Origin of the sequence: Dickeya ananatis, from assembly GCF_019464615.1 — a bacterium.
Taxonomy (GTDB): Bacteria; Pseudomonadota; Gammaproteobacteria; order Enterobacterales; family Enterobacteriaceae; genus Dickeya; species Dickeya oryzae.
Genome location: NZ_CP040816.1, coordinates 4,623,448 through 4,647,993 on the forward strand (window position 1 = coordinate 4,623,448; position 24,546 = coordinate 4,647,993).

At 54.4% G+C, this 24,546-nt stretch carries 18 protein-coding genes; 7 read left to right on the forward strand and 11 right to left on the reverse strand.

The features are described from left to right. Window positions 1-40 precede the first annotated feature (40 nt). Together malP and malQ are read left to right on the forward strand one after the other, a co-directional pair. On the forward strand, window positions 41-2,458 hold the full coding sequence (gene malP, locus FGI04_RS20635) for a maltodextrin phosphorylase (protein WP_407337187.1): 2,418 nt from the start codon (window positions 41-43) through the stop codon (window positions 2,456-2,458). A 12-nt stretch (window positions 2,459-2,470) separates the two neighbouring features. Continuing rightward, complete coding sequence (malQ, locus tag FGI04_RS20640) at window positions 2,471-4,633, forward strand: 4-alpha-glucanotransferase (RefSeq protein ID WP_407337188.1); 2,163 nt, start codon at window positions 2,471-2,473, stop codon at window positions 4,631-4,633. Between the two features lie 112 nt (window positions 4,634-4,745). Here the strand turns inward: malQ and nfuA are convergent, their stop codons facing one another. Then, the gene (gene nfuA / locus FGI04_RS20645; RefSeq protein ID WP_342699294.1) at window positions 4,746-5,321 is read right to left on the reverse strand and encodes a Fe-S biogenesis protein NfuA; all 576 of its coding nucleotides are present in this window, start codon (window positions 5,319-5,321) and stop codon (window positions 4,746-4,748) included. Window positions 5,322-5,377: 56 nt separating this feature from the next. Next, window positions 5,378-6,097, reverse strand: coding sequence for a DNA utilization protein GntX (gene gntX / locus FGI04_RS20650; protein ID WP_342699293.1), 720 nt, complete (start codon window positions 6,095-6,097; stop codon window positions 5,378-5,380). A gap of 89 nt (window positions 6,098-6,186) precedes the next feature. Between gntX and bioH the strand changes: the two genes are divergently transcribed. Beyond that, the gene (gene bioH, locus FGI04_RS20655) at window positions 6,187-6,957 is read left to right on the forward strand and encodes a pimeloyl-ACP methyl ester esterase BioH (RefSeq protein ID WP_407337189.1); all 771 of its coding nucleotides are present in this window, start codon (window positions 6,187-6,189) and stop codon (window positions 6,955-6,957) included. Window positions 6,958-6,978: 21 nt separating this feature from the next. Then, window positions 6,979-7,662, forward strand: a complete 684-nt coding sequence (locus FGI04_RS20660) for a hypothetical protein (protein WP_407274162.1) — start codon at window positions 6,979-6,981, stop codon at window positions 7,660-7,662. A 107-nt stretch (window positions 7,663-7,769) separates the two neighbouring features. Here FGI04_RS20660 and FGI04_RS20665 read toward each other — a convergent pair whose 3' ends face one another. The 4 genes from FGI04_RS20665 to greB all read right to left on the reverse strand — a co-directional run bounded on the left by FGI04_RS20665 (window position 7,770) and on the right by greB (window position 14,795). After that, window positions 7,770-10,109 carry a Tex family protein gene (locus tag FGI04_RS20665; RefSeq protein WP_407337190.1) on the reverse strand — a complete coding sequence of 780 codons (2,340 nt, stop codon included), beginning with the start codon at window positions 10,107-10,109 and terminating at the stop codon, window positions 7,770-7,772. 168 nt (window positions 10,110-10,277) lie between these two features. After that, window positions 10,278-11,987, reverse strand: a complete 1,710-nt coding sequence (gene olsF / locus FGI04_RS20670; RefSeq protein ID WP_407337191.1) for a bifunctional ornithine lipid synthase OlsF — start codon at window positions 11,985-11,987, stop codon at window positions 10,278-10,280. Between the two features lie 149 nt (window positions 11,988-12,136). Next, on the reverse strand, window positions 12,137-14,170 hold the full coding sequence (locus tag FGI04_RS20675) for an LTA synthase family protein (RefSeq protein WP_407274161.1): 2,034 nt from the start codon (window positions 14,168-14,170) through the stop codon (window positions 12,137-12,139). Between the two features lie 142 nt (window positions 14,171-14,312). Then, window positions 14,313-14,795, reverse strand: a complete 483-nt coding sequence (greB, locus tag FGI04_RS20680) for a transcription elongation factor GreB (protein ID WP_342699287.1) — start codon at window positions 14,793-14,795, stop codon at window positions 14,313-14,315. 270 nt (window positions 14,796-15,065) lie between these two features. Here greB and ompR point away from each other — a divergent pair, with 270 nt between their 5' ends. Beyond that, window positions 15,066-15,785 carry an osmolarity response regulator transcription factor OmpR gene (gene ompR, locus FGI04_RS20685; protein ID WP_001157747.1) on the forward strand — a complete coding sequence of 240 codons (720 nt, stop codon included), beginning with the start codon at window positions 15,066-15,068 and terminating at the stop codon, window positions 15,783-15,785. Further along, window positions 15,782-17,194: a two-component system sensor histidine kinase EnvZ gene (gene envZ, locus FGI04_RS20690; protein ID WP_407321896.1), complete on the forward strand. Its 1,413-nt coding sequence runs from the start codon at window positions 15,782-15,784 to the stop codon at window positions 17,192-17,194. Before ompR ends, envZ begins: the two co-directional genes overlap by 4 nt. A gap of 139 nt (window positions 17,195-17,333) precedes the next feature. On the opposite strand, the gene pckA is transcribed toward envZ, so the two are convergent. From pckA to FGI04_RS20715, 5 genes are all read right to left on the reverse strand, one after another. Further along, window positions 17,334-18,953, reverse strand: coding sequence for a phosphoenolpyruvate carboxykinase (ATP) (pckA, locus tag FGI04_RS20695; protein ID WP_342699285.1), 1,620 nt, complete (start codon window positions 18,951-18,953; stop codon window positions 17,334-17,336). Window positions 18,954-19,246: 293 nt separating this feature from the next. Then, window positions 19,247-20,119 (reverse strand): Hsp33 family molecular chaperone HslO, encoded by an 873-nt coding sequence (gene hslO, locus FGI04_RS20700; RefSeq protein WP_210175168.1) that lies wholly within the window; start codon window positions 20,117-20,119, stop codon window positions 19,247-19,249. A 25-nt stretch (window positions 20,120-20,144) separates the two neighbouring features. Then, window positions 20,145-20,558 (reverse strand): ribosome-associated heat shock protein Hsp15, encoded by a 414-nt coding sequence (gene hslR, locus FGI04_RS20705; RefSeq protein ID WP_342699284.1) that lies wholly within the window; start codon window positions 20,556-20,558, stop codon window positions 20,145-20,147. Then, window positions 20,555-21,259 carry a GMP/IMP nucleotidase gene (yrfG, locus tag FGI04_RS20710; RefSeq protein ID WP_407274159.1) on the reverse strand — a complete coding sequence of 235 codons (705 nt, stop codon included), beginning with the start codon at window positions 21,257-21,259 and terminating at the stop codon, window positions 20,555-20,557. The genes hslR and yrfG overlap by 4 nt, the downstream gene beginning before the upstream one ends. A gap of 113 nt (window positions 21,260-21,372) precedes the next feature. Next, a complete protein-coding gene (locus tag FGI04_RS20715) occupies window positions 21,373-23,508 on the reverse strand; it encodes an intracellular growth attenuator family protein (RefSeq protein WP_407337192.1) in 2,136 nt (711 codons plus the stop codon). Between the two features lie 422 nt (window positions 23,509-23,930). Between FGI04_RS20715 and nudE the strand changes: the two genes are divergently transcribed. Continuing rightward, complete coding sequence (gene nudE / locus FGI04_RS20720) at window positions 23,931-24,485, forward strand: ADP compounds hydrolase NudE (protein WP_342699281.1); 555 nt, start codon at window positions 23,931-23,933, stop codon at window positions 24,483-24,485. The last annotated feature ends 61 nt before the right edge of the window (window positions 24,486-24,546 follow it).

Here is a 24,546-nt window from a genome sequence, read left to right on the forward strand (position 1 = left end):
GACGTGCCTTTTTCCATCACCCGCAAAGGAGAGAGGCACGATGTCACCCTTATTCAATCCTTCCCAGTTTACAGCGGCGTTGCAACGCCAGTTGCAGGCTCTCGCTCAGCCGTCGTTACAGGCACTGTCGTTACGCCAGTGCTGGCAATTGGTGAGTGCGGCGTTGACGGAGCAACTGGATGTGTTGATAGCTGCCGAGTCGTCTCCACCTGATGCCGCCACGTCGGTATCGCGGCATGTGAACTATCTGTCGATGGAGTTCCTGCCGGGTCGCCTGACCGGCAATAATCTGCTCAATCTGGGGTGGTATGACGCGGTGGCGGAGGTGCTGGCCGGGCACGGACTGGAGTTGAGTGACGTGCTGGAGCAGGAAACTGACCCGGCGCTGGGTAATGGTGGGTTGGGGCGATTGGCCTCTTGTTATCTGGATGCGATGGCGACAGTGGGACAACCGGCGATAGGTTACGGCCTGCATTACCAATATGGCTTGTTCCGTCAGCATTTTGACGCGGGTTTCCAGCGTGAAACCCCGGATGATTGGTTGCGAGACGATTATCCCTGGGCGCGTCCCCGCCCGGAACTGGCGGTAGAAGTCGGTTTCGGCGGTGAGTTGGTCATCCAGCCGGATGGCCGCGAGCGTTGGATTCCGGATCAGGTTGTCATCGGCGAAGCCACTGATATCCCGGTTATCGGTTATCGCAATGGTCGTGTACAGCCGTTGCGGCTATGGCAGGCTACTCACAGCGAGCCATTTGATCTTGAACAGTTTAATGCGGGCCATTATCTGAAAGCCGAGCAGCAGGGTATCGCTGCCACCAGCCTGACCAAAGTGCTTTACCCGAACGACAATCATGCGGCAGGTAAAAGATTGCGCCTGATGCAGCAATATTTCCAATGTGCCTGCGCGATCGCGGATATCTTCCGGCGGCATGAGCGTGCCGGACGGCCGCTGGCGACATTACCCGATTATGAGGTGGTGCAGCTAAACGATACCCACCCGACGCTGGCGATTCCCGAAACCCTGCGCCTGTTACTGGATGAATACGATTTATCGTGGGAGCAGGCCTGGCAACTGACCGGGCGCTTATTTGCTTACACCAACCATACTCTGATGCCGGAAGCGCTGGAGTGCTGGGATGAACGGCTGTTCGGTCGGTTATTACCGCGTCATCTGTCGATAATCAAAACCATTAATGCGCATCTGCGCCAGCAGGTAGACGCTCGCTGGCCGGGCGATAAGCGAGTTTGGGCGCGGCTGGCGGTGGTGTATCGCCGTCAGGTGAGAATGGCGAACCTGTGCGTGGTGGCGTGTTTTGCGGTGAACGGCGTCGCGCAGATGCATTCGGACCTGGTGGTACGCGACTTGTTCCCGGAATACCACCAGTTGTGGCCGACGAAATTTCATAACGTCACCAACGGCATTACGCCGCGCCGTTGGCTCAAGCAGTGCAATCCGGCGCTGTCTTCATTGATAGACGACACCCTGCGTACCGAATGGGGTAACCGACTCACGTTATTGGAAGGGCTGGCCCCCTACGCACAGGATAGTGCGTTTCAGGCGCGCTATCGCCGCATCAAGCAGGACAATAAAACGCAACTGGCACAATTTTTACGGCGCGATTACGGCATCGCCATCGATCCGAGCGCGTTGTTTGATGTGCAAATCAAACGGTTGCATGAATATAAGCGGCAACATCTGAATTTACTGCATATTTTATCGTTATATAAGCGATTGCTTACCGAACCTGGATTGGATATTGTGCCGCGCCTTTTCCTGTTTGGTGCCAAAGCGGCACCGGGCTATGTTCTGGCCAAAAATATTATTTACGCCATCAACTGTGTGGCGGAACACATCAACCGGGACAAACGGGTCAATGATCGCCTGAAAGTGGTTTTTTTACCGGATTACCGAGTATCGCTGGCGGAGCGGATTATTCCGGCAGCCGATGTATCAGAGCAGATTTCCACCGCAGGCAAGGAAGCATCCGGGACGGGGAATATGAAACTGGCGTTGAATGGTGCTTTGACGGTGGGGACGCTGGATGGCGCCAATGTGGAGATGGCGCAGGAAGTCGGTGCGGAGAATCTGTTCATCTTCGGTCATACCGTCGAGCAGGTAAAAACGTTGATTGCCGACGGCTATAAACCCACCCGTTACATTGCCGAGAATCCACTATTAAAGGAAATCCTGACTGAACTGGGAAAAGGAAAGTTCAGCCATGGAGATAAAACGGCGTTCGCCCCTTTGCTCGATAGCCTGCTAAAACTGGGTGATCCCTATCTGGTTTTGGCTGATTTCGCCCCTTACTGCCAGGCTCAACAGCGTGTGGATGAACTGTACCGTGAACCTGATGAATGGACGCGTCGCTGCATTCTGAACACGGCTCATATGGGCATGTTCAGTGCTGATCGGGCAATTCATGATTATCAGAAACGCGTCTGGACGATGCGTGATTAAGGAATCAATACCATGGCGTTGAAAGCAAAAAAATCTGTACCCCACCATCAGGGGATCGCTGATACCTATAAAGATGCTTACGGTAATGAACAGGCAATCGATAGCGACACCCGTAAAGCGTTGCTGCAATTGCTGGATGTGGCGGAACCTGCGGTAGCCCCCTTGCCCTCAGTATATGTGTTTCGTCAGGGGCAGCAGTACAGGCTGCCGTTACATGGCGAGGGCGACTATATCTGGACGCTCATCTTTGAAAAAGGCGGCGTTATCGAAGGCCGTTCAGGTGGTCAGGCAACGTTGATGTTGCCGGACAATCTGCCGCTCGGCTACCACCAGTTATTGCTCACGCAGGGTGAGCAACAGTGGTCCTGCCGGGTGATTGTCGCGCCGACACGTTGCTACGAACCGGACCCGCTGATACAGGGGAAGCGTTGGTGGGGAGTCATGGTACAACTGTATACCCTGCGCTCGTCGGATAACTGGGGGGTTGGCGACTTTGGCGATCTGAAGACGCTGGTGGAACAAGTGGCGCGTCGAGGGGGCGCTTTTGTCGGCCTTAACCCGCTGCATGCGCTGTATCCGGCAGAGCCGGAAGCGGCCAGCCCGTATAGCCCCTCTTCACGTAACTGGCTGAATATTATCTATATTGATGTGAATCAGGTGGATGATTTTCACCAAAGTCAGGCAGCCCAGGCCTGGTGGATGCAAGACGACATCCAACGACAATTGACGGCGGCCCGCGCCAGTCGATGGGTGGATTATACTGCGGTGACCCACCTGAAACTGACGGCATTGCGCCTGGCATTTGGTCACTTCACTGGCCGTAGCGCGCTGGATCCGCGTAAAACCGCTTTTCTACAGTTCCTGAAAACCCATGATGAAAGTCTGCTACAGCAGGCCACCTATGATGCGTTGCAGGCGTGGATGAAGCTGCAAGGTAAACCGGCTGCTGACTGGTTGCAGTGGCCGCAGGAATACCACGATGCCCACAGCGATGCGACGCTACGCTTTCGGCAGGAACACGCCGATGATGTGCAGTTCTATTGCTGGTTGCAGTGGCTGGCACATGAACAACTGGCCGCCTGTTTTTCCCATAGTAAACAGTTGGGTATGCCGATAGGCCTCTATCGTGATTTGGCGGTGGGTGTCGCGCAGGGTGGCGTCGATACCTGGGGCGACCAGCAGTTGCATTGCCTGTCGGTAACCATCGGTGCGCCGCCGGACCCGCTGGGGCCCGCTGGGCAAAACTGGAACCTGACGCCGATACACCCGGCACGGCTGCGCCAGCGTGGGTATCAGCCGTTTATCGATTTGCTGCGCAGCAATATGGCACACAGTGGCGCATTGCGTATCGACCACGTAATGGGGTTGCTGCGTCTGTGGTGGATCCTCAATGGCGGCACGGCGAGCCGCGGTGCCTACGTGCTTTATCCGGTGGATGACTTGCTGGGGATCCTGGCGTTGGAAAGCCATCGCCACCGCTGCCTGGTGATCGGTGAAGATCTGGGCACGGTACCGGAGGAGATCGTCAACAAGTTGCCCGACAACAGTATCTACTCTTATAAAGTCCTGTTTTTTGAAAAGGATCAGCACGATCGTTTTCGCACCCCGGATGAGTACCCAGCCCGTTCGATGGCAACCATCACCACACACGACCTGGCGACGTTACGCGGCTACTGGCAGGGGGTCGATCTGACGCTGGGCAAAGATCTTGGGTTGTACCCGTCAGAGGCGTTGTTGAAGCAGCAATACGATGCACGTGAGCGCGCCAAGCAAGGGCTGCTGGATGCGCTGCATGAACAGGGGCTGCTGCCCCAGCGCGTCGGGCGTAATGCGTCGCTGACCACCATGAGTGCTCAGCTGAACCGGGGTGTGCAGCGTTATCTGGCGGACAGCGCCAGCGCGTTGTTGGGATTGCAGCTTGAAGACTGGCTGGACATGGCAACGCCGGTGAATGTGCCTGGTACCGACCAGGAATACCCCAACTGGCGACGTAAGCTGAGTCGTCCGCTGGATTCTATTTTCACTGACCGCTATCTGGAACGGCTGATTCGGGATATTGATTTGCGCCGTGGCGGCCCAGTGCCATCTCGAACCAAAAAGACGACCAAAGCAGCGGATCAACCGGCGGATAATGCAAAGCAGGGAGAGCAGGGAGAGACAAAAAAGCCTGAGTGACGAGAGTTCGCGTCGACGGGATAACCAGAAACAACGAGCGGCCAGATGACTGACCGCTCATGACATTCAAAACGATATTCGCGTAAACGACATGCGTGTCAATGACACCCGCTTAATAATAGGAGTGCTCGCCGCGTTGATGCTCGGTCAGGTCGCGAACCCCTTTCAGTTCCGGGAATTTTTGCAGCAACTCTTTCTCGATGCCTTCTTTCAGCGTGTAATCCACCATCGAACAGCCGTTGCAACCGCCACCGAACTGCAAAATGGCGTAGCCTTCTTCGGTGATCTCCATCAGTGATACACGGCCGCCGTGACCTGCCAACTGTGGGTTAATCTGAGACTGCAACACATATTCCACCCGTTCCATCAGCGGAGCATCATCACCGACTTTGCGCATCTTGGCGTTCGGCGCTTTTAAGGTCAGTTGCGAACCCAACTGGTCGGTCACAAAGTCGATCTCGGCGTCTTCCAGATACGGCGTACTGAGTTCATCCACATAAGCGGACAATTTCTCAAACTTCAGCTCGGTATCGTTCGGCTCGACGGCATCGGGCGGGCAGTAAGACACCCCACACTCGGCATTAGGTGTACCGGGATTGATAACGAAGACACGAATCTGGGTGCCTTCCTCCTGTTTTGCCAGCAGTTTGGCAAAATGCTCCTGAGCAGCGTCGGTAATACGAATCATAATGTTAACTCAATAGTTGACTACGCTAGTTGGTTATAATACGCCCATCCCGGCGGTTACGACAAGGTGCGACATACACACCATACCTGAACGTGTTGCGCACCGGCACGCAATAGCGTGCGGCTGACCTCGGCCACCGTGCTGCCGGTGGTCACCACATCGTCCAGTAACACTAACCGTTTGCCAGCGACGCGCTGGCTGATGACATCCTGTCGGCATCGAAACGCGCCGCGTAGGTTGCGACGCCGTGAACGGGCTCCCAGCGATTGCTGGGGAATGGTATAGCGCACGCGAATCAAGGTATCAGGGTCATAGGCACACCCCAGCCAGTGTGCCAGCCAGCGCGCGATAAGGTCGGTTTGGTTGAACCCTCGACGCCAGTGACGCCGTCGGTGTAGCGGAACGGTGACGATAGCGTCAGGGCGGGGGTAAGCGTCGGGAAGGCGCAGAGCCGTGGCCCGGCGACATCCCTGCCAGTGCAGCAGTACCAGCCGAGCCAGCGTTGGAGCCAGCTCAATACGTCCCTGAAATTTGAACCGTGTAATCAGGCGGCTGAGCGGTGGCTGGTAGTCGCTGACAAACAGGAGCGACTGCCATGGTGGCGGCTGTTGCAGACAACGTCCACACGGCAGGATATCTGAGGCCGAAGGCAATCCGCATCGTGGACAGCAGACAAGTGGTTGGGGCAGATGACAGCGGCAGTGACTGCAAATTCCGTGATGACTATGATAGAGCGGCTGCTGGCATAGCCAGCACTGTGCCATGATCGTCAACATTGTCTCGTTCCCTGAGTTATCAGGCCGCGGGCAGCATGGCCTGAACTATTCAACTTCTACTCTACTTCTGACGGAGGACACAATAACTCATGGAATCATTGCACTGGTATACGCAAGGAGAAGGCGCATGCGAACTTGTGATGCTGCATGGCTGGGGAATGAATTCGAAAGTGTGGAACAACATTGTTGTGCGGCTGGCACCGCATTTTCGCCTGCATTGTGTGGATTTACCGGGTTATGGTCAGAGTCAAGGGTTCCCCGCTATGTCGCTGGAGGAGATGACCGAGACGGTACTGGCAGGCGCACCCGCGCGAGCTGTCTGGCTGGGGTGGTCGCTGGGTGGACTGGTCGCAAGTCTGGCGGCGATCCGCGCGCCAGAGCGGGTAAGCGCGTTGATTACCGTGGCCTCTTCACCCCGTTTTGAGGCCTCAGATGAATGGCCCGGAATCAAACCACTGGTGTTGTCCGGTTTCCAGCAACTACTGAACGAGGATTTTTCCGGCACTATTGAGCGGTTTCTGGCGTTGCAAACGCTGGGTACCGATAGCGCCAGAAAAGACGCGCGTCTATTGAAGGCGGTCGTCACGACGCAACCGTCACCCACCGTGGAAGTGCTGGACGGCGGGCTGGAGATTCTACGTCGGGTGGATTTACGCCAGGAACTGGCCGGGCTGACGACGCCATTTCTGCGTGTGTATGGCGCACTCGATGGGCTGGTGCCGCGTAAAGTTGCCGCGCTGATGGACGAGCAGTACCCGCACTCCACTTCGGTCGTGATACCGAAAGCCGCCCACGCACCGTTTATTTCCCATCCGGAGGCGTTTGTGGAGCATGTGGTGAATTTTATTCAGAACAAATGAAAAATATGGCAAGGAGCAATCATGTCTGAAGCAATGGTGTCTGAATCAATTGTCGAGTCTGAATGGATATTAAAAGGATTCTGGACCAAAGTCAGATTTGCATATCAAACTGGTCAAGGGGGCTGGAGCGATATTGATGTATTAGCATATAATCCGGAAGAAAAACATTTAGTCATTTCAGAATCGAAAGTTAGAGGTCCTAAAAAAGATATCTATGCTTACACTGAATATACAAAACAAGAATATGGCTCGATACTTGAATATGATGGAAATAACTATTTCTCATTTTTAGAAAACTTACCTGTAATATGCTCTGATGGCGTTGTTTTTTCTAATTTTAATAAAATGGTTAAACGATTGACCATTCAGTTGGTATCTAATTACGTGATTGCCTCGTCGCTTTTGGTGGAAGCGCAGCAAACGGTATTAAGGAAAGTACATGACTTGCTGCCTGATACCAATATGAAAATGCAAGTCATGCTTGACTCCACTATCGACGTTATTGCAAGAGTAGTCTCACTAGAAAGCGAAAGTACTCAGGGACGGCGATATGGTCACCCTATGCTGGATATAGCCAGAGAAATAAATCGCTATTCCAATCCTACGGTTAATTATGCGGGTAAAGGGAAAATTAAAACGGCTGCAGTAAGAGAACAAATAGGGGCGGTATTAGAACGTGTGCTGAATAAAAAGACGGAGCAATAATCTTTTTTGTCTTCTAATCGACACGCTTTATTTTTAAATGGTTAATTAATATGTGTTTAAACACTGCACCCGGCCACCTTGTGTGAGACGGATGCAGTGTTGAGCTATCACCGTTTCTTAAATGCCGCCGCCAGTGCGTCGCTCATGGCGCTGTTACCGGCTGGGGTGCTGCTGGTCTGGCGTGGACGTGCCTTGTTGCCCGCCTGCGACGATGGGCGGGAGGCATTCGCGTTGTCGCGCTCGCGTCCGCCGCCACGACGGCTATTGCCTTCGCCCGGTTGTTCGTCCAGCCGCATGGTCAGCGCGATGCGCTTGCGTTGCAGGTCGACCTCCAGCACTTTCACCTTAACGATGTCACCGGCTTTCACTACCTGATGCGGGTCTTCCACGAAGCGATCCGACAGTGAAGAGATGTGCACCAACCCATCCTGATGTACACCGATATCCACAAACGCACCAAAGTTGGTGACGTTGGTGACAGCACCTTCCAGAATCATGCCCGGCATCAGGTCGTTGAGGGTTTCCACCCCGTCGGCGAAGCTGGCGGTTTTGAATTCCGGGCGCGGGTCGCGACCCGGTTTTTCCAGCTCTTTGATGATGTCGGTCACCGTCGGCACACCGAAGCGATCGTCGGTGAAGCTGGCCGGTTTCAGGCTACGCAGCGCGCTGGTGTTGCCCATCAGATCCTGCAGTTTCTGCTCAGTTGCTGCCAGAATACGCTCCACCACCGGGTAGGCTTCCGGGTGGACGGTGGAGGCATCGAGCGGGTTATCGCCGTGGTTAATACGCAGGAAGCCGGCGCATTGCTCGAAGGCTTTCGGGCCGAGGCGGCTGACTTTCAGCAACTGCGCACGGTTGTTGAAACGGCCGTTTTCATCACGCCAATTGACGATGTTTTGCGCCATCATCCGGGTGAGGCCCGCCACACGGGTCAACAGCGGCACCGAGGCGGTGTTCAGATCGACGCCGACGGCATTCACGCAGTCTTCCACCACCGCATCGAGTTTTTTCGCCAGTTGAGTCTGGCTGACGTCATGCTGGTACTGGCCGACACCGATGGATTTCGGGTCGATCTTGACCAGTTCGGACAGCGGGTCTTGCAGGCGGCGAGCGATAGATACCGCGCCGCGCAGCGATACGTCCAGACTCGGGAACTCCAGCGCCGCCAGTTCAGAGGCCGAATAGACCGAAGCCCCCGCTTCGCTGACGATCACCTTCTGCGCTTTCACTTCTGGGAACTGCTTCTGGGTATCAAGGAAGAAGCGTTCGGTTTCACGCGATGCGGTGCCATTGCCGATAGCGACCAGCTCTACCTGATGCTTGATGCATAACGCGGCGACGATGGCGGCGGCTTTGGCTGCCTGACCAGTGTGCGGATAGATAGTGTCGGTTGCTACCAGTTTACCAGTTGCATCCACCACCGCCACTTTTACACCGGTGCGAAGACCAGGGTCCAGCCCCATAGTGGCGCGCATACCGGCAGGTGCTGCCATCAGCAGATCGTGCAGGTTACGGGCGAAGACGTTAATGGCTTCGTCTTCGGCTTTCTCACGCACGCTGCCCATCAATTCGGTTTCCAGATGCAGCAGCACCTTGATGCGCCAGGTCCAGTTCACCACGGCACGTCGCCAGCTGTCTGCCGGTGCATTACCAAGGCGTAAACCCAGGTGGTCGATGATGATCTGCTCGCAGTAGCTCTCTTTAGGCGGCTCGTCAAACTGCGGGTCGGCATTCAATGAGAGTTGCAATACACCCTCGTTGCGGCCACGGAACATTGCCAGCGCACGGTGCGACGGCACTTGCGACAGCGGTTCGTGGTGGTCGAAATAGTCGCGGAATTTGGCACCGTCTTCCTCTTTGCCTTCCACCACACGGGACACCAGATGGGCGTTTTTCCACAAATAATCACGCACCTTGGCCAGCAGCGCGGCGTCCTCGGCAAAGCGTTCCATCAGAATGTAACGTGCACCGTCGAGCGCCGCTTTGACGTCGGCCACCCCGTTTTCGGCGTTGACGTAAGCCTCTGCCGCCTGTTCCGGTGTTTGCGCTGGGTCGTTCCACAGGCTGTCTGCCAGCGGCTCCAGCCCTGCCTCAATGGCGATTTGTCCACGGGTACGGCGTTTGGGTTTGTAAGGCAGGTAGAGGTCTTCCAGCTCGGTTTTGCTCAGCGTACCGTTGATGGAGGCGGCCAGCACATCGGTCAGCTTGCCCTGTTCCTCAATGGATTTGAGGATAGTCTGGCGGCGTTCTTCCAGCTCGCGCAAGTAGGACAGGCGGCTTTCCAACTGACGCAGTTGGGTGTCATCCAGCCCGCCGGTCACTTCTTTACGGTAGCGAGCGATAAACGGGACTGTGTTGCCCTCGTCCAACAGTTGAATGGCCGCGCTCACCTGCTCGGTACGCGCCTGCAATTCGCTGGCAATAATCTGGCTTAATGCATTCGTCATAGTGTTATCAACAAAATAGTGTTATCAACAAGATAGTGTAATTAGCGAGATAATGAATGTTGCAAGGATAGACAACTGGGGGACAGTTATACGGATTGATGGCACAAAATGCCAGTCAGACAAATGGAGGGTTTGTGGCGGGTCGACGTAAGCCGACCCGCAAACGGGTTACGTGTTGTCGCAGAACGGTGCGATATAGCGCTGATAGCGTGAGGGTTTCAGTTGCTGTAAGTCCACCAGTACCAGGCCATCGACGCAGTTGTTGAAGTCGGGATCGACGCCAAAGTCGATAAACTGTACGCCGCCTGGCTCGCACACTTCCGAGTACTGTTTATACAAGGTAGGAATGGAGCATCCCATGTTGCTGAGCATACTTTTGAGCCGGGTCAGATCCTGCTGGTAGTCGTCCCCTTTGAACTGTCGCAATACGTCCGACAACGACGCCGGGTAAGGCCGACGCGAACGGGCTAGCATCTGACTGGGCGCGAAATGCAGGCGGTAGAAGGCAATCAGCAGGTCGCGCGCGGTAGACGGCAAAGTGCTGGACAAGGAAACCGGGCCAAACAGATAACGGTATTCCGGGTAGCGGGCAATATAGGCGCCAATGCCCAGCCACAGATAATCCAGACCGCGTTTTCCCCAGTATTTGGGTTGGATAAAGCTGCGGCCCAGTTCAATGCCGCTGGCTAACACCGGGGCCATCTCTTCGCCATATTGGAACAGGCTGTGGCTGTACAGGCTACCGATGTCTTTTTCCATCAGCAGACGTGCTGTCGGCGTGAACCGGTAAGCGCCAACGATTTCCAGCTCGCGCTCATCCCATAGCACCAGATGCAGGTAGTCGTCATCGAAGCTATCGAGATCACGGCGTTTGCCGGTACCTTCCCCCACGGCGCGAAAGGCGATTTCCCGCAGGCGTCCCAGCTCACGCAAGATAGGCACATAATCTTCACTGCCGCGACGGTAGAGATAAATTTTCTTGCCGTCCGGTGTGGTACCGAGCGTTTCGCAGCTTTCTAACGCGCGTTTAAGCAGCGAGCGCTCTTCGGGTAGCGCAATCGGCTTTTCACCAGAGAAACTGCCGGGCTTACCCTGTCCCAGGCGGTAGACATGACGACGGAAACGGGCGGCCAGATCATTGGGCTGCCACTCGCCCTGACTCCAGGTCGGGTAGGGGATCTGTGCACCAATGCGAAAACGCAGCCGGTTGCCGTGCTGGCGGAACATTTCCCGTACCAGCAACAGGGTGGATAACGGGCGATAAATCAGCGAGGAGAGATAGAACAGGTTGCTGTTACGGCCGCTGATGTGTATTGGGACTATCGGCGCACGCGCTTTGGCTGCCATGCGAATAAAGCCACTATGCCAGTGACCGTCGCGGATGCCTTTCAGGCTCATGCGGGAGACTTCACCGGCCGGGAACATAATGATCGCACCCTCGGCGGCCAGATGTTCCTGAATGGCAGCAAGCTGGTGGCGCCGGGTTCGGTTGCTGAAGTTATCTACCGAGAAAAACAGGTTTTTCAGTGGCCCGATATAGGAAAGTAATTGACTGGCGACGACACGGACATCAGGGCGCACGCTGGCAACGGTACGCAGTAAGGCGAGTCCATCCAGTGAACCGATTGGGTGGTTAGCCACCAGTACCACCGGCCCCTGGCTAGGGATGTTTTCCAGGTCGCCCTCTACCATTTCGCAGTTAAGGCTGAAGTGATCCAGGATCTGCTCTACCAGATCCAACCCTTTCAGGTGTGGGTAGCGCTGGGCAAAATCCTGTATTTCAGTTTCGAATAACATCGTGCGCAGAATGGAGCGCTGCCACTTCGGCGTGGGACGATGCGGAGCAAGATCTTGCAGAATGGTATCCAGGCTGAACATAAATTGGCCTCCATAGTCACCGTTGTCACGGTAAGGGAGGGAAATGACATCTTTATTTCAGACTTAGAACAAATTTTTCTTAATGTAATTGAAGTAAAGCAAAAGCAAGTGAGCGTAACGATGCCTGTGGGGGCAGGCATCGTAAGTGGTTACTTCTCGGTGAAACCCTGCTCGCGGGCATTAATCTGCCAGTGCAGCAAGGCGGGGAAGGCCGCGATTTGCTGTTGCTGCTCGGTGCTGATGGGGTGAGAGGTTGTCTGGGTGAGCATCGGGTTGGCTGCATCCCAGGAATAACGTCCGGTACTGCCGACAGGAATCACGCCTTGTTCATCAATCCACAACACCTGGTTGTAGCCAAACGCACGCGAGGTATCGTCCTGCTCCGCCAGCATATTGCGCCCGCCGAGTGCGTAATAGGGGGTATCGGCGAGGCTGTAAGCGTAGAGCGTTGGGAAGATATCCTTGTGCGAACCGGGGCGTGATGGGTCAAAACGCCAGGCGGTGTTCGCCAGAATGGTTTTTGGCACGTACAGATAAAAAGGGACGGCCCGATCCAGGAACTGCTCATGCGGATACTGTGCCTTCAGACGGCGCATCTGGTGGTCGCCGGTTGCCGCAATCAGTGTGGATTCTCCCACCGGGGAGGATTTCACCGCAGCGATAAATTCTCCCAGCGCGTTGGTAGCGTACTGGTAGGTAGCAGCGATGGATTCTTGCTCTTGTTGACTTACCTCGGCGTGCGCCATCATTTCCGGCCCGGCATGCACCGGTTGCGGGTGATAGCTGGCAGGAACCTTGTAAGGGGGATGGTTGGTGACGGTTAGAATACTGATGAAGAGCGGCTGGTGCGCTTCTGTCAGCAAACGTTGCGCCAGGCGAAACGCAAACTCATCCGGTACGCCCCAGTCGGTCAGCATGGCGCGTGATTCGGGGTAGCGTTCCATCAGGGAGCTTTGGTCGTAAATCTCATCCACACCAAGCCGGGGTAAATAGTTGCCAAAGTTACGCCACATCCGGCTTCCTGACGTGATGAATATCACTTTGTAGCCCGCTTTTTTGTACGTGGCGTAAGGTGTGTCATCCAGCGATTTATATTGTGCGGATGAATGGCTGAGGTTCTGGATAGGGCTTTGGAAAAACAGGGCAGCGAACGACGGTGCTGTACCATTGCCTTCTGATACGAAGCGACGGAAAACGAAATCCGATGCGAAATGAGGCCGCAGCGCGCCCAGCATGTCGTTATCTGGCAGGTGGTCATACACCAACATATTGCTCCCCATGCTTTCCATCAGCGCCATCACCACGTTGGGGCGATGCTGGGCCAGCCAGGGATTAGCAGGGGTGCGGCTTTCCAGTGTGGCCAGCCCACTTTGGATTCGCAAATGTTCTCCCGCTGCACGTGTTACCGGCTCGAAGTGGATATCGTCATCCCTGTCACCCATCGCCCAGGCCGATGCCATTAAACCATTGGGGGTCAACTTATTGAGGATGGTGACGGAGGAAATTTGCGAGTCGTTACGCCGCAGCGGGAAGGTACTCAGGCTGCCGCGGATCATGGCGAAAAACACCAGCAGGCTAATCAGCAGGTACACCACAAAGACTGGGTTGGGCAGCAAACGAGGCTGCCGTGCTGACTGCCGTATTTGTGCAAACCCAGTCTGCTGAGGCTGCGAAAAGAGGACTTTCCTGCCCATTCGGTTGCTCAGCCAGACAAACAACGCTACCAGCAGCAGTGATCTGACAATCGGGTAGTCCTGCCAGATGGTGGTCATGACAGCGAGCGGGCCATCGTCAATGAGCCCGAAAGCGAAGATATCGATGTAGGTGTGGTAGGTCTGGTAATAAAAATAGTTGATGATGGCGATGATGCTGACCAGAAATGCGCATACCCCCAGATACCAGGGCGCAATACGCTGCACCCAGCGCCAGCCGGTGCGATGCAGGCTCATCGCCAGGCCGATGACCAGCAGCGGTGCCAGCAGGATGGACACTGCACGTAAATCGTAACGTAGCCCGGTGAGCCACATCAGCCTCACGGCAGCGTCGTAATGGTGTAATTGCTGAGTGTCGGCAAACACGGCAAACATGGTCAGACGGGCGCCGGACAACAACAGGCTCAATAATAAAATTTGGCACCACAGGGTTTTTAACAGGGTGCGGGCATGCTGCTGGTAGTTATCCATTTTTATTCTTGGAGTGTTATCAGTAGGGGGGAATGCTACGGGGTTATTGCAAAAAAATCTCAGTTACATGTCAGGAAGATGAAAGAAAATATGAATGGCAGATCGGGGTCTGCCGTTGCGTTCAGTGTTGCCTGTTTCACCGTCAGTCAATCGGGTGCTGATAGTTGATTTTATTGACGTACCAGACCCTGGGACCGGCAGGTGTCGAGACCACCGCTTCTTCGTCCACCGCTTTTTTCAGCAGGGCGCGGGCCATTGGCGCGTCAATCGAGATGTAATCCTTACGACCATAGATTTCATCCGGCCCGACGATACGAAAGCGTTTCACCTCACCTTCTTCGTTTTCCACCTCGACCCAGGCACCAAAAAAGACCTTACCGTCCTGCTGGGGGGAATAATCCACCACCCGCACCACCTGCAGGCGTTTGCGCAAATAACGTACCCGGCGGTCGATTTCACGCAGCAGGCGTTTGTTGTAGAGGTAATCGGCGTTTTCGCTGCGATCGCCCAAACTGGCCGCCCAGGCCACCTTCTCTGTGATTTCCGGGCGACGCTCTTTCCACAGATAGTTCAGTTCCTGATGCAGGGCTTCATAGCCTTCGCGAGTGATCAGATCGGTTTTCATACGCTTTTCTGAAATGTGAAGATCATAAAATCGTTATAATCGACGACTGTGAGATAACATAGCGGATAAATCGTCATTTGTAGCGTGGCTTACGGTGAATTATGGCGGGAACGGCTTGATTACAACGTATTTTTATATCCTTTGTAACAATTTTGCCTAGAATGTATACCAGAAACGGCTGTCAGTTCGTTGCGGGTTTCTGAACAATACTAGATTGTGTTTCGTGATGGAACCAAGCGCTGGCGGCTATCATGTCTTTGGAGAAGAGAGATGCAAGAGAATTATAAAATTCTGGTTGTGGATGACGATATGCGCCTGCGAGCGTTATTGGAACGCTATCTGACCGAACAGGGTTTTCAGGTACGCAGTGTTGCCAATGCCGAACAGATGGATCGCCTGCTGACGCGCGAGTCTTTCCATCTGATGGTGTTGGATTTGATGTTGCCGGGCGAGGATGGGTTGTCCATTTGCCGTCGTCTGCGCAGTCAAAGCAACCCGATGCCGATCATCATGGTGACGGCGAAAGGTGAAGAAGTGGACAGGATCGTAGGGCTGGAAATCGGTGCCGACGATTATATTCCCAAACCGTTTAACCCACGCGAACTGCTGGCCCGTATTCGTGCGGTACTGCGCCGTCAGGCGAATGAATTGCCCGGTGCGCCGTCACAGGAAGAAGCCGTTATCGCGTTCGGCAAATTTAAACTGAATCTGGGCACACGTGAGATGTTCCGTGACGATGAGCCTATGCCGCTGACCAGTGGCGAGTTCGCGGTACTCAAGGCGCTGGTAAGCCACCCGCGTGAGCCGCTGTCCCGTGACAAACTGATGAATCTGGCTCGTGGCCGTGAGTACAGCGCCATGGAACGTTCCATTGACGTGCAGATTTCCCGCTTGCGCCGCATGGTTGAGGAAGACCCGGCACATCCGCGTTATATCCAGACCGTTTGGGGACTGGGTTACGTTTTTGTGCCGGACGGCAGTAAAGCATGATTCGATGGCGCTTCTCACCACGCAGCGCCTTCGCCCGCACGCTGTTGCTGATTGTTACTCTGCTATTCGTTAGCCTTGTCACCACCTATCTGGTGGTGCTTAACTTCGCGATTCTGCCCAGTCTGCAACAGTTCAACAAAGTTCTGGCCTATGAGGTCAGAATGTTGATGACGGACAAGCTGCAACTGGAAGATGGTTCCACGCTGGACGTCCCCCCGGCGTTCCGGCGTGAGATTTATCGCGAGCTGGGTATTTCGCTCTACACCAACGCCGCAGCCGAAGAGAGCGGTCTGCGCTGGGCGCAGCACTACAAGTTTCTGAGCCAACAGATGGCGCAGCAACTGGGTGGGCCGACCGAAGTGCGGGTTGAGGTAAGCAAGAATACGCCGGTGGTATGGCTGAAAACCTGGTTATCACCAGATATCTGGGTACGGGTGCCGCTAACGGAAATCCATCAGGGCGACTTCTCGCCACTGTTTCGCTATACCCTGGCTATCATGCTGCTGGTGATAGGCGGCGCCTGGTTATTTATTCGGGTGCAGAATCGACCCTTGGTGGAACTGGAGCATGCCGCCATTCAGGTGGGGAAAGGCATTATTCCGCCACCGTTACGTGAATATGGTGCCTCGGAGGTGCGTTCGGTGACGCGTGCCTTCAACCAGATGGCATCCGGGGTCAAGTTACTGGCGGATGACCGAACGTTGCTGATGGCTGGCGTCAGCCATGATTTGCGCACGCCGTTGACCCGCATTCGCCTGGCAACCGAGATGATGGGCCAGGAGGATGAATATCTGGCGGAATCTATCAATAAAGACATTGAAGAGTGTAACGCCATCATCGAGCAGTTCATCGACTACCTGCGTACTGGTCAGGAAATGCAGATGGAAGTCGCTGACCTCAATGCGATTCTGGGTGAAGTGGTTGCGTCTGAAAGCGGTTATGAGCGGGAAATCGACAGTGAACTGACTCTGGGCGAATTACCCATGAAGGTCAGTCCCTTGTCGATTAAACGGGCGGTAGCGAATCTGGTCGTGAACGCCGCGCGTTATGGTAATGGCTGGATTCGTGTCAGCAGCGGCCGGGAATTACAGCGTGCCTGGTTCCAGGTGGAAGATGATGGCCCCGGTATCGATCCATCGCAGTTGGCGCACCTGTTTCAGCCGTTTGTTCGCGGTGATAGCGCCCGCAGCACTAGCGGTACGGGATTAGGTCTGGCGATCGTGCAGCGTATCATTGACGCACACAATGGATCGTTGGATGTGGGGACCAGTGAACGCGGCGGACTGCGCGTGCGGGCTTATTTGCCACTGACGTTCCCGAATCCATCCGGCACGGCTTCAGTCCGTGCACGTGAAGGCCATCGACGTGGTTCGACGCAGACAGGTCGCACCCGGCAAGACAAAGAATAATGTCGACCCACCGAGGTGAAACCGGTAAAAATAGCAAAGAAAAGGCGCGGTTATCGCGCCTTTTTGCTGTCGGGAAAATAGCTATTGAGAAAACTGCTGTCAGGACAACGCCGCCGGGTGAGCGGCGGCGGTTGTTTGGTTAGCGTTTCGGCCCGGCGGATACCAGTGCCGCACCGGCTGGGGTGTCGGTATATTTATCGAAGTTGGTGATAAAACGCTGCGCCAGATCGTGCGCTTTCTCTTCCCACTGTTCGACAGAGGCGTAGGTATCGCGAGGATCCAGAATCGCTGGATCGACACCCGGCAGAGCCGTTGGGATCGCCAGATCGAAGATCGGCAACGTCTGGGTTTCGGCGTCATCGATGCTGCCATTGAGGATCGCGTCGATAATGCCGCGGGTGTCCTTAATGGAGATACGTTTGCCGGTGCCGTTCCAGCCGGTATTGACCAGATAGGCTTTCGCGCCTGCTGCCTGCATACGTTTCACCAGAACCTCAGCGTACTGCGTCGGGTGCAGCGTCAGGAACGCTGCGCCAAAGCAGGCGGAGAAGGTTGGCGTGGGTTCGGTGACGCCGCGCTCGGTTCCTGCCAGCTTAGCGGTAAAACCGGACAGGAAGTGGTACTGGGTCTGGTCCGCTGTCAGGCGGGAGACCGGCGGCAGCACGCCGAAAGCGTCGGCGGTCAGGAATATCACCTTGGTGGCGTGCCCGGCTTTGGACACCGGCTTCACGATATTATCGATGTGATAGATAGGGTAGGACACGCGGGTGTTTTCGGTTTTAGAACCGTCGCTGAAATCAACGCTGCCATCTGCCAGCACCGTCACGTTTTCCAGCAGCGCATCGCGCCGGATAGCGTGGTAAATGTCCGGTTCGGCTTCGGCGGAGAGGTTGATGGTTTTCGCATAGCAACCGCCTTCGAAGTTGAACACGCCGTCATCATCCCAGCCATGTTCGTCATCGCCGATCAACTGGCGTTTCGGGTCGGTGGACAGCGTGGTTTTGCCGGTACCGGACAAACCGAAAAACACCGCGACATCGCCTTTCTCGCCGACGTTGGCCGAGCAATGCATTGACGCGATGCCTTTGAGTGGCAGCAGGTAGTTCATGATGGAGAACAACCCTTTCTTCATCTCGCCGCCGTACCAGGTACCGCCGATGAGCTGGATGCGCTCCGTCAGGTTGAACGCCACGAAGTTCTCTGAGTTAAGCCCTTGTTCCTGCCACTGTGGATTCGTGCATTTTGCACCGTTCATCACGATGAAATCAGGCTCGAAACCCTGCAACTCTTCTTCGCTGGGGCGAATAAACATGTTTTTCACGAAGTGAGCCTGCCAGGCCACCTCGGTGATAAAACGGACCTTCAGGCGAGTATCGGCATTAGCACCACAGAAAGCATCAACGACAAACACGCGTTTGCCTGACAACTGGTTGGTGACCAGCTGTTTCAGGTGTTGCCAGGTTTCCTGGCTAAGCGGATGGTTGTCGTTTTTGCCTTTGCCCTGATCAGACCACCAGACGGTATTGCGGGTCACATCATCGCGGACGATGTACTTATCCTTCGGCGAACGGCCAGTGAAAATGCCAGTATCCACGGCAACGGCACCCAGTTGGGTTTCGATACCGTGCTCATAGCCTTGCAGGGTAGGGGATGTTTCTTCAGTAAACAGTAAATCGTAGCTTGGGTTGTAGACAATTTCGCGGACATCATGAATACCATAAGCCGTCAGTGCCTCTGGCGTAATGCCTTTCATCTGCATGTTGCTACTCCTAGATCGTTATAGTTGTACTACATAGTAAGTCTAGAAGGTGAGCTTATTTTAACCGCGATACCAATCAAAAAATTAAATAAATTCATTAATAACTTTGCTTATACATGTGAATGAAAAGTAATCAATTGGTTGGTATGTAAGCAGAATGGTGTGATAAAAACACCAGTGGCTTATTTATGTACTGAATGTACTGATGAGCCTGGAGAGCACAGATAGCCCGCTGGCGGACTATCTGTGGTGGATTAACACACAGTGATACGGCGCGCAAATAATTAGCGTGATTAATGTAAGGTTGGGTTGGCGCTGGACTGGCGAATGTTATCGATGTCTTGGGCATTAAACAGATAATGGCTGCCACAATAGTCGCAGTGCATATCGATTTGCCCGTCTTGCGCCAGAATATCGCTGACCTCATCCGCTGGCAGCGTCATCAGCGCGTCAGCACAACGTTCCCGTGAACAGTGGCATTTGAACACGACTGGCTGTGGCTCATACAGCGTGACGTTTTCCTGATGGTACAACCGGTACAGCACATCGTTGGCCGGCAGACCAAACAGTTCTTCCGCTTTCACCGTGGCGGTTAACTGTGTGAGATGGTCAAAGTCTTCGCGGTTGCCGTGCTGTGCGGGTAGCACCTGTAGCAGCATACCGGCAGCGCACTGGCGACCATCATGCTCACCGGTGCGAATGAACAGACGCGTTGGTAACTGCTCGGATTGCTGGAAGTAATTTTCCAGACAGGCTGCCACGTCGTCGCCATCCAGCCCCACTACGCCCTGATAGCGTTCCCCTTCAGTCGGGGTTATGGTTATCACCAGATAACCGTTGCCGACCATGTCGCGCAGTGAACTGTCAGCGGCAATGTCGCCCTGCAAACGCGCAACGCCGCGCATTTGCTGCTGATGGTTGCCGTTAATCACCGCCAGTTTCAGTGGGCCGTCGCCCTGTAACTGCACCGTGATATCGCCGCTGAATTTCAGCGTCGCGGTCAACAGGCTGGTTGCTACCAGCATCTCGCCCAGCAGGTTTTTTACCGGTACCGGGTAGTCGTGATTCGCCAGCATGTGCTGGAAAGTGTCGCTTACTGTGACCAGTTCGCCGCGAACAGCGTGATTTTCGAACAGGTAACGATGTAATTGGTCATGATTGGCCATAATGTTCTCTCGTGGTGACGACGGCTTATTCCGCGTCACTATATTTGAATTTGATTAAATCCCGACGCTCTTTTTTATCCGGCCGTCGGTCCGGGTGCGGCATTGTCAGTGCATTCAATTTTCTGGCTTGGGCCAGCTTTTCGCGTTTTTCAATGCTCTGCGGCGTTTCTTCATATAACGCCTGTGCTTGTGCCGCCGGGCGGCGCTGATCGGTGATGGCGCGAACCATCACCGTGCGCGTATCGTTACCCTGGCGCAGCGTAATTTCGGCATCTAATTCCACCAGTTTGCCGGGTTTGCTGCGCTGGCCGTTATAGTGTACTTTGCCGCCGTCGATCATCTCACGCGCCAGGGCACGGGTTTTGTAAAAACGCGCAGCCCATAGCCACTTATCTAACCGGACGGCGTTGTCGTCATCGTGTTGACGGTCTTTGCTCATGAACACTCCTGATTGCCGACGCGAATCGACTGATGAATGTCCGGCAGAAAGGCCAGATAGTCGTTCATCGACGGGTGTTGCCGGAAACGATTTTCCTGCTGGCTGGTCGAGTCAGGATTGCGGACACCCAGACAATAGCGGATACCGAAGGTTCTGGCGGCATCCAATATTGGCTCGCTGTCATCCACAAACAGGGTACGTTCCGGGTTAAACCCGATGTCTTCCTGCACCGCCTGCCATAATCGCTGATCTTCCTTGGGATACCCATAAGTATGGGTGGAAAGCAATAAATCAAGGTGTCTATCCAGCCCGGTATGGGCCACCTTGACCGACAGACTATGCGGGTGGGCGTTGGTCAGCAAAACCGACCGGCGACCGCTTTTACGCAGTGCGTGCAGAAATGGCGTGGTGTCATCCCGCAAGCGGGCGCGGTGACCGATGTCACTGGTCATCTGGTAAATATCCAGCCCCAGCCGCTCACTCCAGTAATCGAAGCAGTACCAGTTCAGGGTATGACGCACCGCCTGGTATTCCACCGCGATCAATTGCTGTGCCTGATCCAGGCTGATATCACGCTGACGACTCAGCGATTCCGGTACTAATTGCAGCCAGAAATAGCTATCGAACGCAAGATCGAGCAGCGTACCGTCCATATCCAGCAGGACGGTATCAATCTCATTCCAGTTCAGTTCGGGATTCATACATACTCCAGGACAATGCCCCGTTTCCGGTTCAACCGGAAACGGGGTAGTCGATATTATCCGCGTAGCATAACCGCTAAACGCGGCTGATAGCACGTATCGATTGAGGAGGGCTAGGAGTGAACCGCATTGCCGTACAAGGTACTGGCGGTCGGCGCTTCTGGCACCAGATGGCGCGCATAGTACTGCTGAATATTGGCGATACGCTGCTGGCTACGGCGGCGTTTGACCAGCAGCAGCACCAGATTCAGCACCAGAATGACGCTAAAGGTCAGCAACAGCAGGCAGGCACCCAGTGAGCGCCACATGGTAACGGCATCAGGCTCGCTATGCAGCGAAATATGGCGGGTACCATTTGCGTCGATACTGATCTGGGTTATCACGCCGCTGGCTTCAAACGGCGTATGCAGCAACAGTGAGGACAGGCGTTCAAGTTCCTGCCATTGCTCCTGCGGCGGGAGATCACGTAGCGGTGCGACCGGTGCCTGATGATTAACGAATTGCCTGCCTTCGTCACTGCGAATCAGGAAACCGCCCGGCGGCGGGCTATTCAGTGAATTGGAGGCGGTAATGATTTCGCGGCTGTAGAACTCGTCGGTGGCGCTTTTCACCAATCCATCCAGTGATTCAGCACTGACCGGACGTAATACCACACTCATGCCTTTTAGCGCGCCGGAGCGCGCCCGTTTAACTAATAGGTCCCAGTTTTTGGCATTACCCAAATTGATCAGCGCATTTTTGAGCCGGATACAATCTTCTTCTTTCTCACATAAGGCATCGGTTTTCAGCACGATATCGGAGAAGTTATTTAACAGAATCATGCCGGATTTCTGAATAGCATCTGCCAACTGGGAACTGACCTGATTGTCGCTGGCGGCGGGGTGCAACTGTTCGTTCACCGTTTTTTGCAAGGCCGCAGTTTTCTCGATGGTGTCTGATTCAGGTAATGGCAGCGGTGCCGCTTTATTCCAGTAAATGGCGGCGCAATCAAACGGGGCGAAAGGCGAGGCTTTGGATGCCGTCGGGTTGAGACTAATTGGTGGCACGTAGCACATCCCACTGCCGCGAACCTGTAGTTTATCGCCAATGTGCAGCGGCATGCGCTCCAGCTCTTCAACCTGGGTTACCTTGATGCTGCTGGCACCCTGAACCCAAGCCAGACTGAGCTTTAAGGGGAGATCAAGCGGTACCGAGGTTAACAGTAGGATAAGGCTGAGCAGGGCACCGACAGCCAGTACAGCGTTTTTGCCCCATTGCTGTAGCGGGAAGAATTTGACTTCGTTATGTAAGGACAGATAGCCGCCCTGGCGCACGACCTGACGGGTCAGATAAATATCCACATCGGTTTTTTTGCCGAGGTCGTAACCAATATAAGGCTGCCAGTGGGGGGGATAAATAAGGTCGATATTGCCAAGCGAGACATTACTGATCTGGCTTTGTGTGGTGTCGCTGAATAATCCCATGCATTGTGGTGTGCCGTGCAGGCAATGCACTTCGCGCAGCTCTTTTTGCGATGGAGGCCGAAACAGTTGCCAGCATCCCCAGGCGGCCATCAGGCAAGCGGCACCAGCCAGCCAGGGCAGCATCGTCAGCGGGCTGGTCAGGCTAAACACCAGCAGCAGAAACGCCAGACTCAGCACTCCGGTTTCACGCAGGCCGCGTGAACGGTGTACGGCATGTTCTTCCGGCGTTTCCTTGCGGATAGCAACCAGTTCGGTGTGTTCATGGCTTTCCGGACGAATGTATGCCTGTTCGCCGGGTATGTGTGAACCGGCGAACGAATCCATTTCGGTAACCACTTCCGTCAATGAATGGCCGTTCAACGAAATCACCAGAGGGATCGAACGGGTTTTGATCAGTTCGATTTCATTGTTCTGAGTAATGTATTGCTCCCAGCGTGCAGGCAGGTGGATTTCCTGAGTATCGATGTAATAGCGCCATTTGTTGGGCGCGTCGGTGCTCAGCCCATAGCGGGTAATGCTATGAGTTATGGGATACACCCGATTGCCCGGTAGCAGACGGGGCAAGGTGGCCGGAACAGACGCAGAAACCGGACTGTCTATATGGGCCATAGCCAGATAGCGTTCGACGGCAATACGTTCCGACGCTGTCAGCTGGCGATGCCCTGATGGTGTAACCGGCAAACGTTTGGCGAATAGAAGACGACGATACATGAGATAGCCAATGATCCCCCCCACGACAATTAGACAGGCAAACAATACAGCCAATATGATGAGTATTGTGCGCATATTATCTCCAGCCAACAGCGTAAGGTTCCCCCTGTTATTCCCGGATAGTAACAAAACTACACGAACAATGTTAACCCACGTCGTACAGTTAATAACTGAATTAACCGACTATTACTTGTTTAACAGTGTATGGTAGCAAGCGAACACGAACGCGAAAATGAGGAAAATCTGAATTTTTTCTGGTGGGGTTAGGGTGGAGGTATATCTTCATGCGGTCGTTTTTTGTATAAAAAAAATTAATGTGTGAACGTTGTTGCGAATATGTAAATTCACCATGATGGAGTTGCAGCGACTGTTAATGTTAACGCACAATATGACTTACTGAATATTCTGCAGGAAATCGCGGCTCTACCAGTTTGTGTTCCGTGCCGACACTGGCCTGAACGGGGAAAGCCTGTTGCGGTTTCCTCATCGAGGCCACGATGGATAATAACCTGCAAAAACCTAAAATCCTCAAGGTTGAGACCGTAGCCCGTTCACATTTGTTCAATGTGGAGGCCGTTGATCTGGAGTTTAGCAACGGTGAGCGCCGCATCTATGAACGTATGCGTCCGTCAGGCCGTGAAGCGGTGATGATAGTACCGGTCATCGGCGATGAACTGTTGCTGATTCGTGAATATGCGGTGGGGATTGAGCAGTATGAATTGGGGTTTCCCAAAGGGCTGATTGATCCGGGTGAGACCGTGTTTGAAGCGGCTAACCGTGAACTGATGGAAGAGGTCGGGTTTGGCGCGGAGCGGTTTGAGTTGTTATCCACCCTGACGATGGCACCGTCGTATTTTTCCAGCAGCATGAATATCGTGGTGGCGAGTGGTCTTTATCCGAAACGCTTACAAGGCGACGAGCCAGAACCATTGCAGTTGGTGCGCTGGCCGCTGGCAAACATGATGTCGCTACTGAAAGAACCGGATTTTCGTGAGGCGCGTAATGTGAGTGCGTTGTTCTTAGCGCAACAGTTTTTAGCGCAGCAGGACTAACTATCAAAACACGACTTGCCAAAACACTCGCTTTATCACAGCCCAGATAAAGCAGTCGATC

Bases quoted from the DNA above. Each gene is read 5' to 3' on its own strand.
- yrfG (WP_407274159.1), bottom strand. From the start codon at position 21,259: ATGAATCCCGAACTGAACTGGAATGAGATTGATACCGTCCTGCTGGAT.
- greB (WP_342699287.1), bottom strand. From the start codon at position 14,795: ATGAAAACCGATCTGATCACTCGCGAAGGCTATGAAGCCCTGCATCAG.
- pckA (WP_342699285.1), bottom strand. From the start codon at position 18,953: ATGCAGATGAAAGGCATTACGCCAGAGGCACTGACGGCTTATGGTATT.
- gntX (WP_342699293.1), bottom strand. From the start codon at position 6,097: ATGTTGACGATCATGGCACAGTGCTGGCTATGCCAGCAGCCGCTCTAT.
- malQ (WP_407337188.1), top strand. From the start codon at position 2,471: ATGGCGTTGAAAGCAAAAAAATCTGTACCCCACCATCAGGGGATCGCT.
- FGI04_RS20715 (WP_407337192.1), bottom strand. From the start codon at position 23,508: ATGCGCACAATACTCATCATATTGGCTGTATTGTTTGCCTGTCTAATT.
- FGI04_RS20660 (WP_407274162.1), top strand. From the start codon at position 6,979: ATGTCTGAAGCAATGGTGTCTGAATCAATTGTCGAGTCTGAATGGATA.
- envZ (WP_407321896.1), top strand. From the start codon at position 15,782: ATGATTCGATGGCGCTTCTCACCACGCAGCGCCTTCGCCCGCACGCTG.
- bioH (WP_407337189.1), top strand. From the start codon at position 6,187: ATGGAATCATTGCACTGGTATACGCAAGGAGAAGGCGCATGCGAACTT.
- olsF (WP_407337191.1), bottom strand. From the start codon at position 11,987: ATGTTCAGCCTGGATACCATTCTGCAAGATCTTGCTCCGCATCGTCCC.
- FGI04_RS20675 (WP_407274161.1), bottom strand. From the start codon at position 14,170: ATGGATAACTACCAGCAGCATGCCCGCACCCTGTTAAAAACCCTGTGG.
- ompR (WP_001157747.1), top strand. From the start codon at position 15,066: ATGCAAGAGAATTATAAAATTCTGGTTGTGGATGACGATATGCGCCTG.
- nfuA (WP_342699294.1), bottom strand. From the start codon at position 5,321: ATGATTCGTATTACCGACGCTGCTCAGGAGCATTTTGCCAAACTGCTG.
- nudE (WP_342699281.1), top strand. From the start codon at position 23,931: ATGGATAATAACCTGCAAAAACCTAAAATCCTCAAGGTTGAGACCGTA.
- FGI04_RS20665 (WP_407337190.1), bottom strand. From the start codon at position 10,109: ATGACGAATGCATTAAGCCAGATTATTGCCAGCGAATTGCAGGCGCGT.
- malP (WP_407337187.1), top strand. From the start codon at position 41: ATGTCACCCTTATTCAATCCTTCCCAGTTTACAGCGGCGTTGCAACGC.
- hslR (WP_342699284.1), bottom strand. From the start codon at position 20,558: ATGAGCAAAGACCGTCAACACGATGACGACAACGCCGTCCGGTTAGAT.
- hslO (WP_210175168.1), bottom strand. From the start codon at position 20,119: ATGGCCAATCATGACCAATTACATCGTTACCTGTTCGAAAATCACGCT.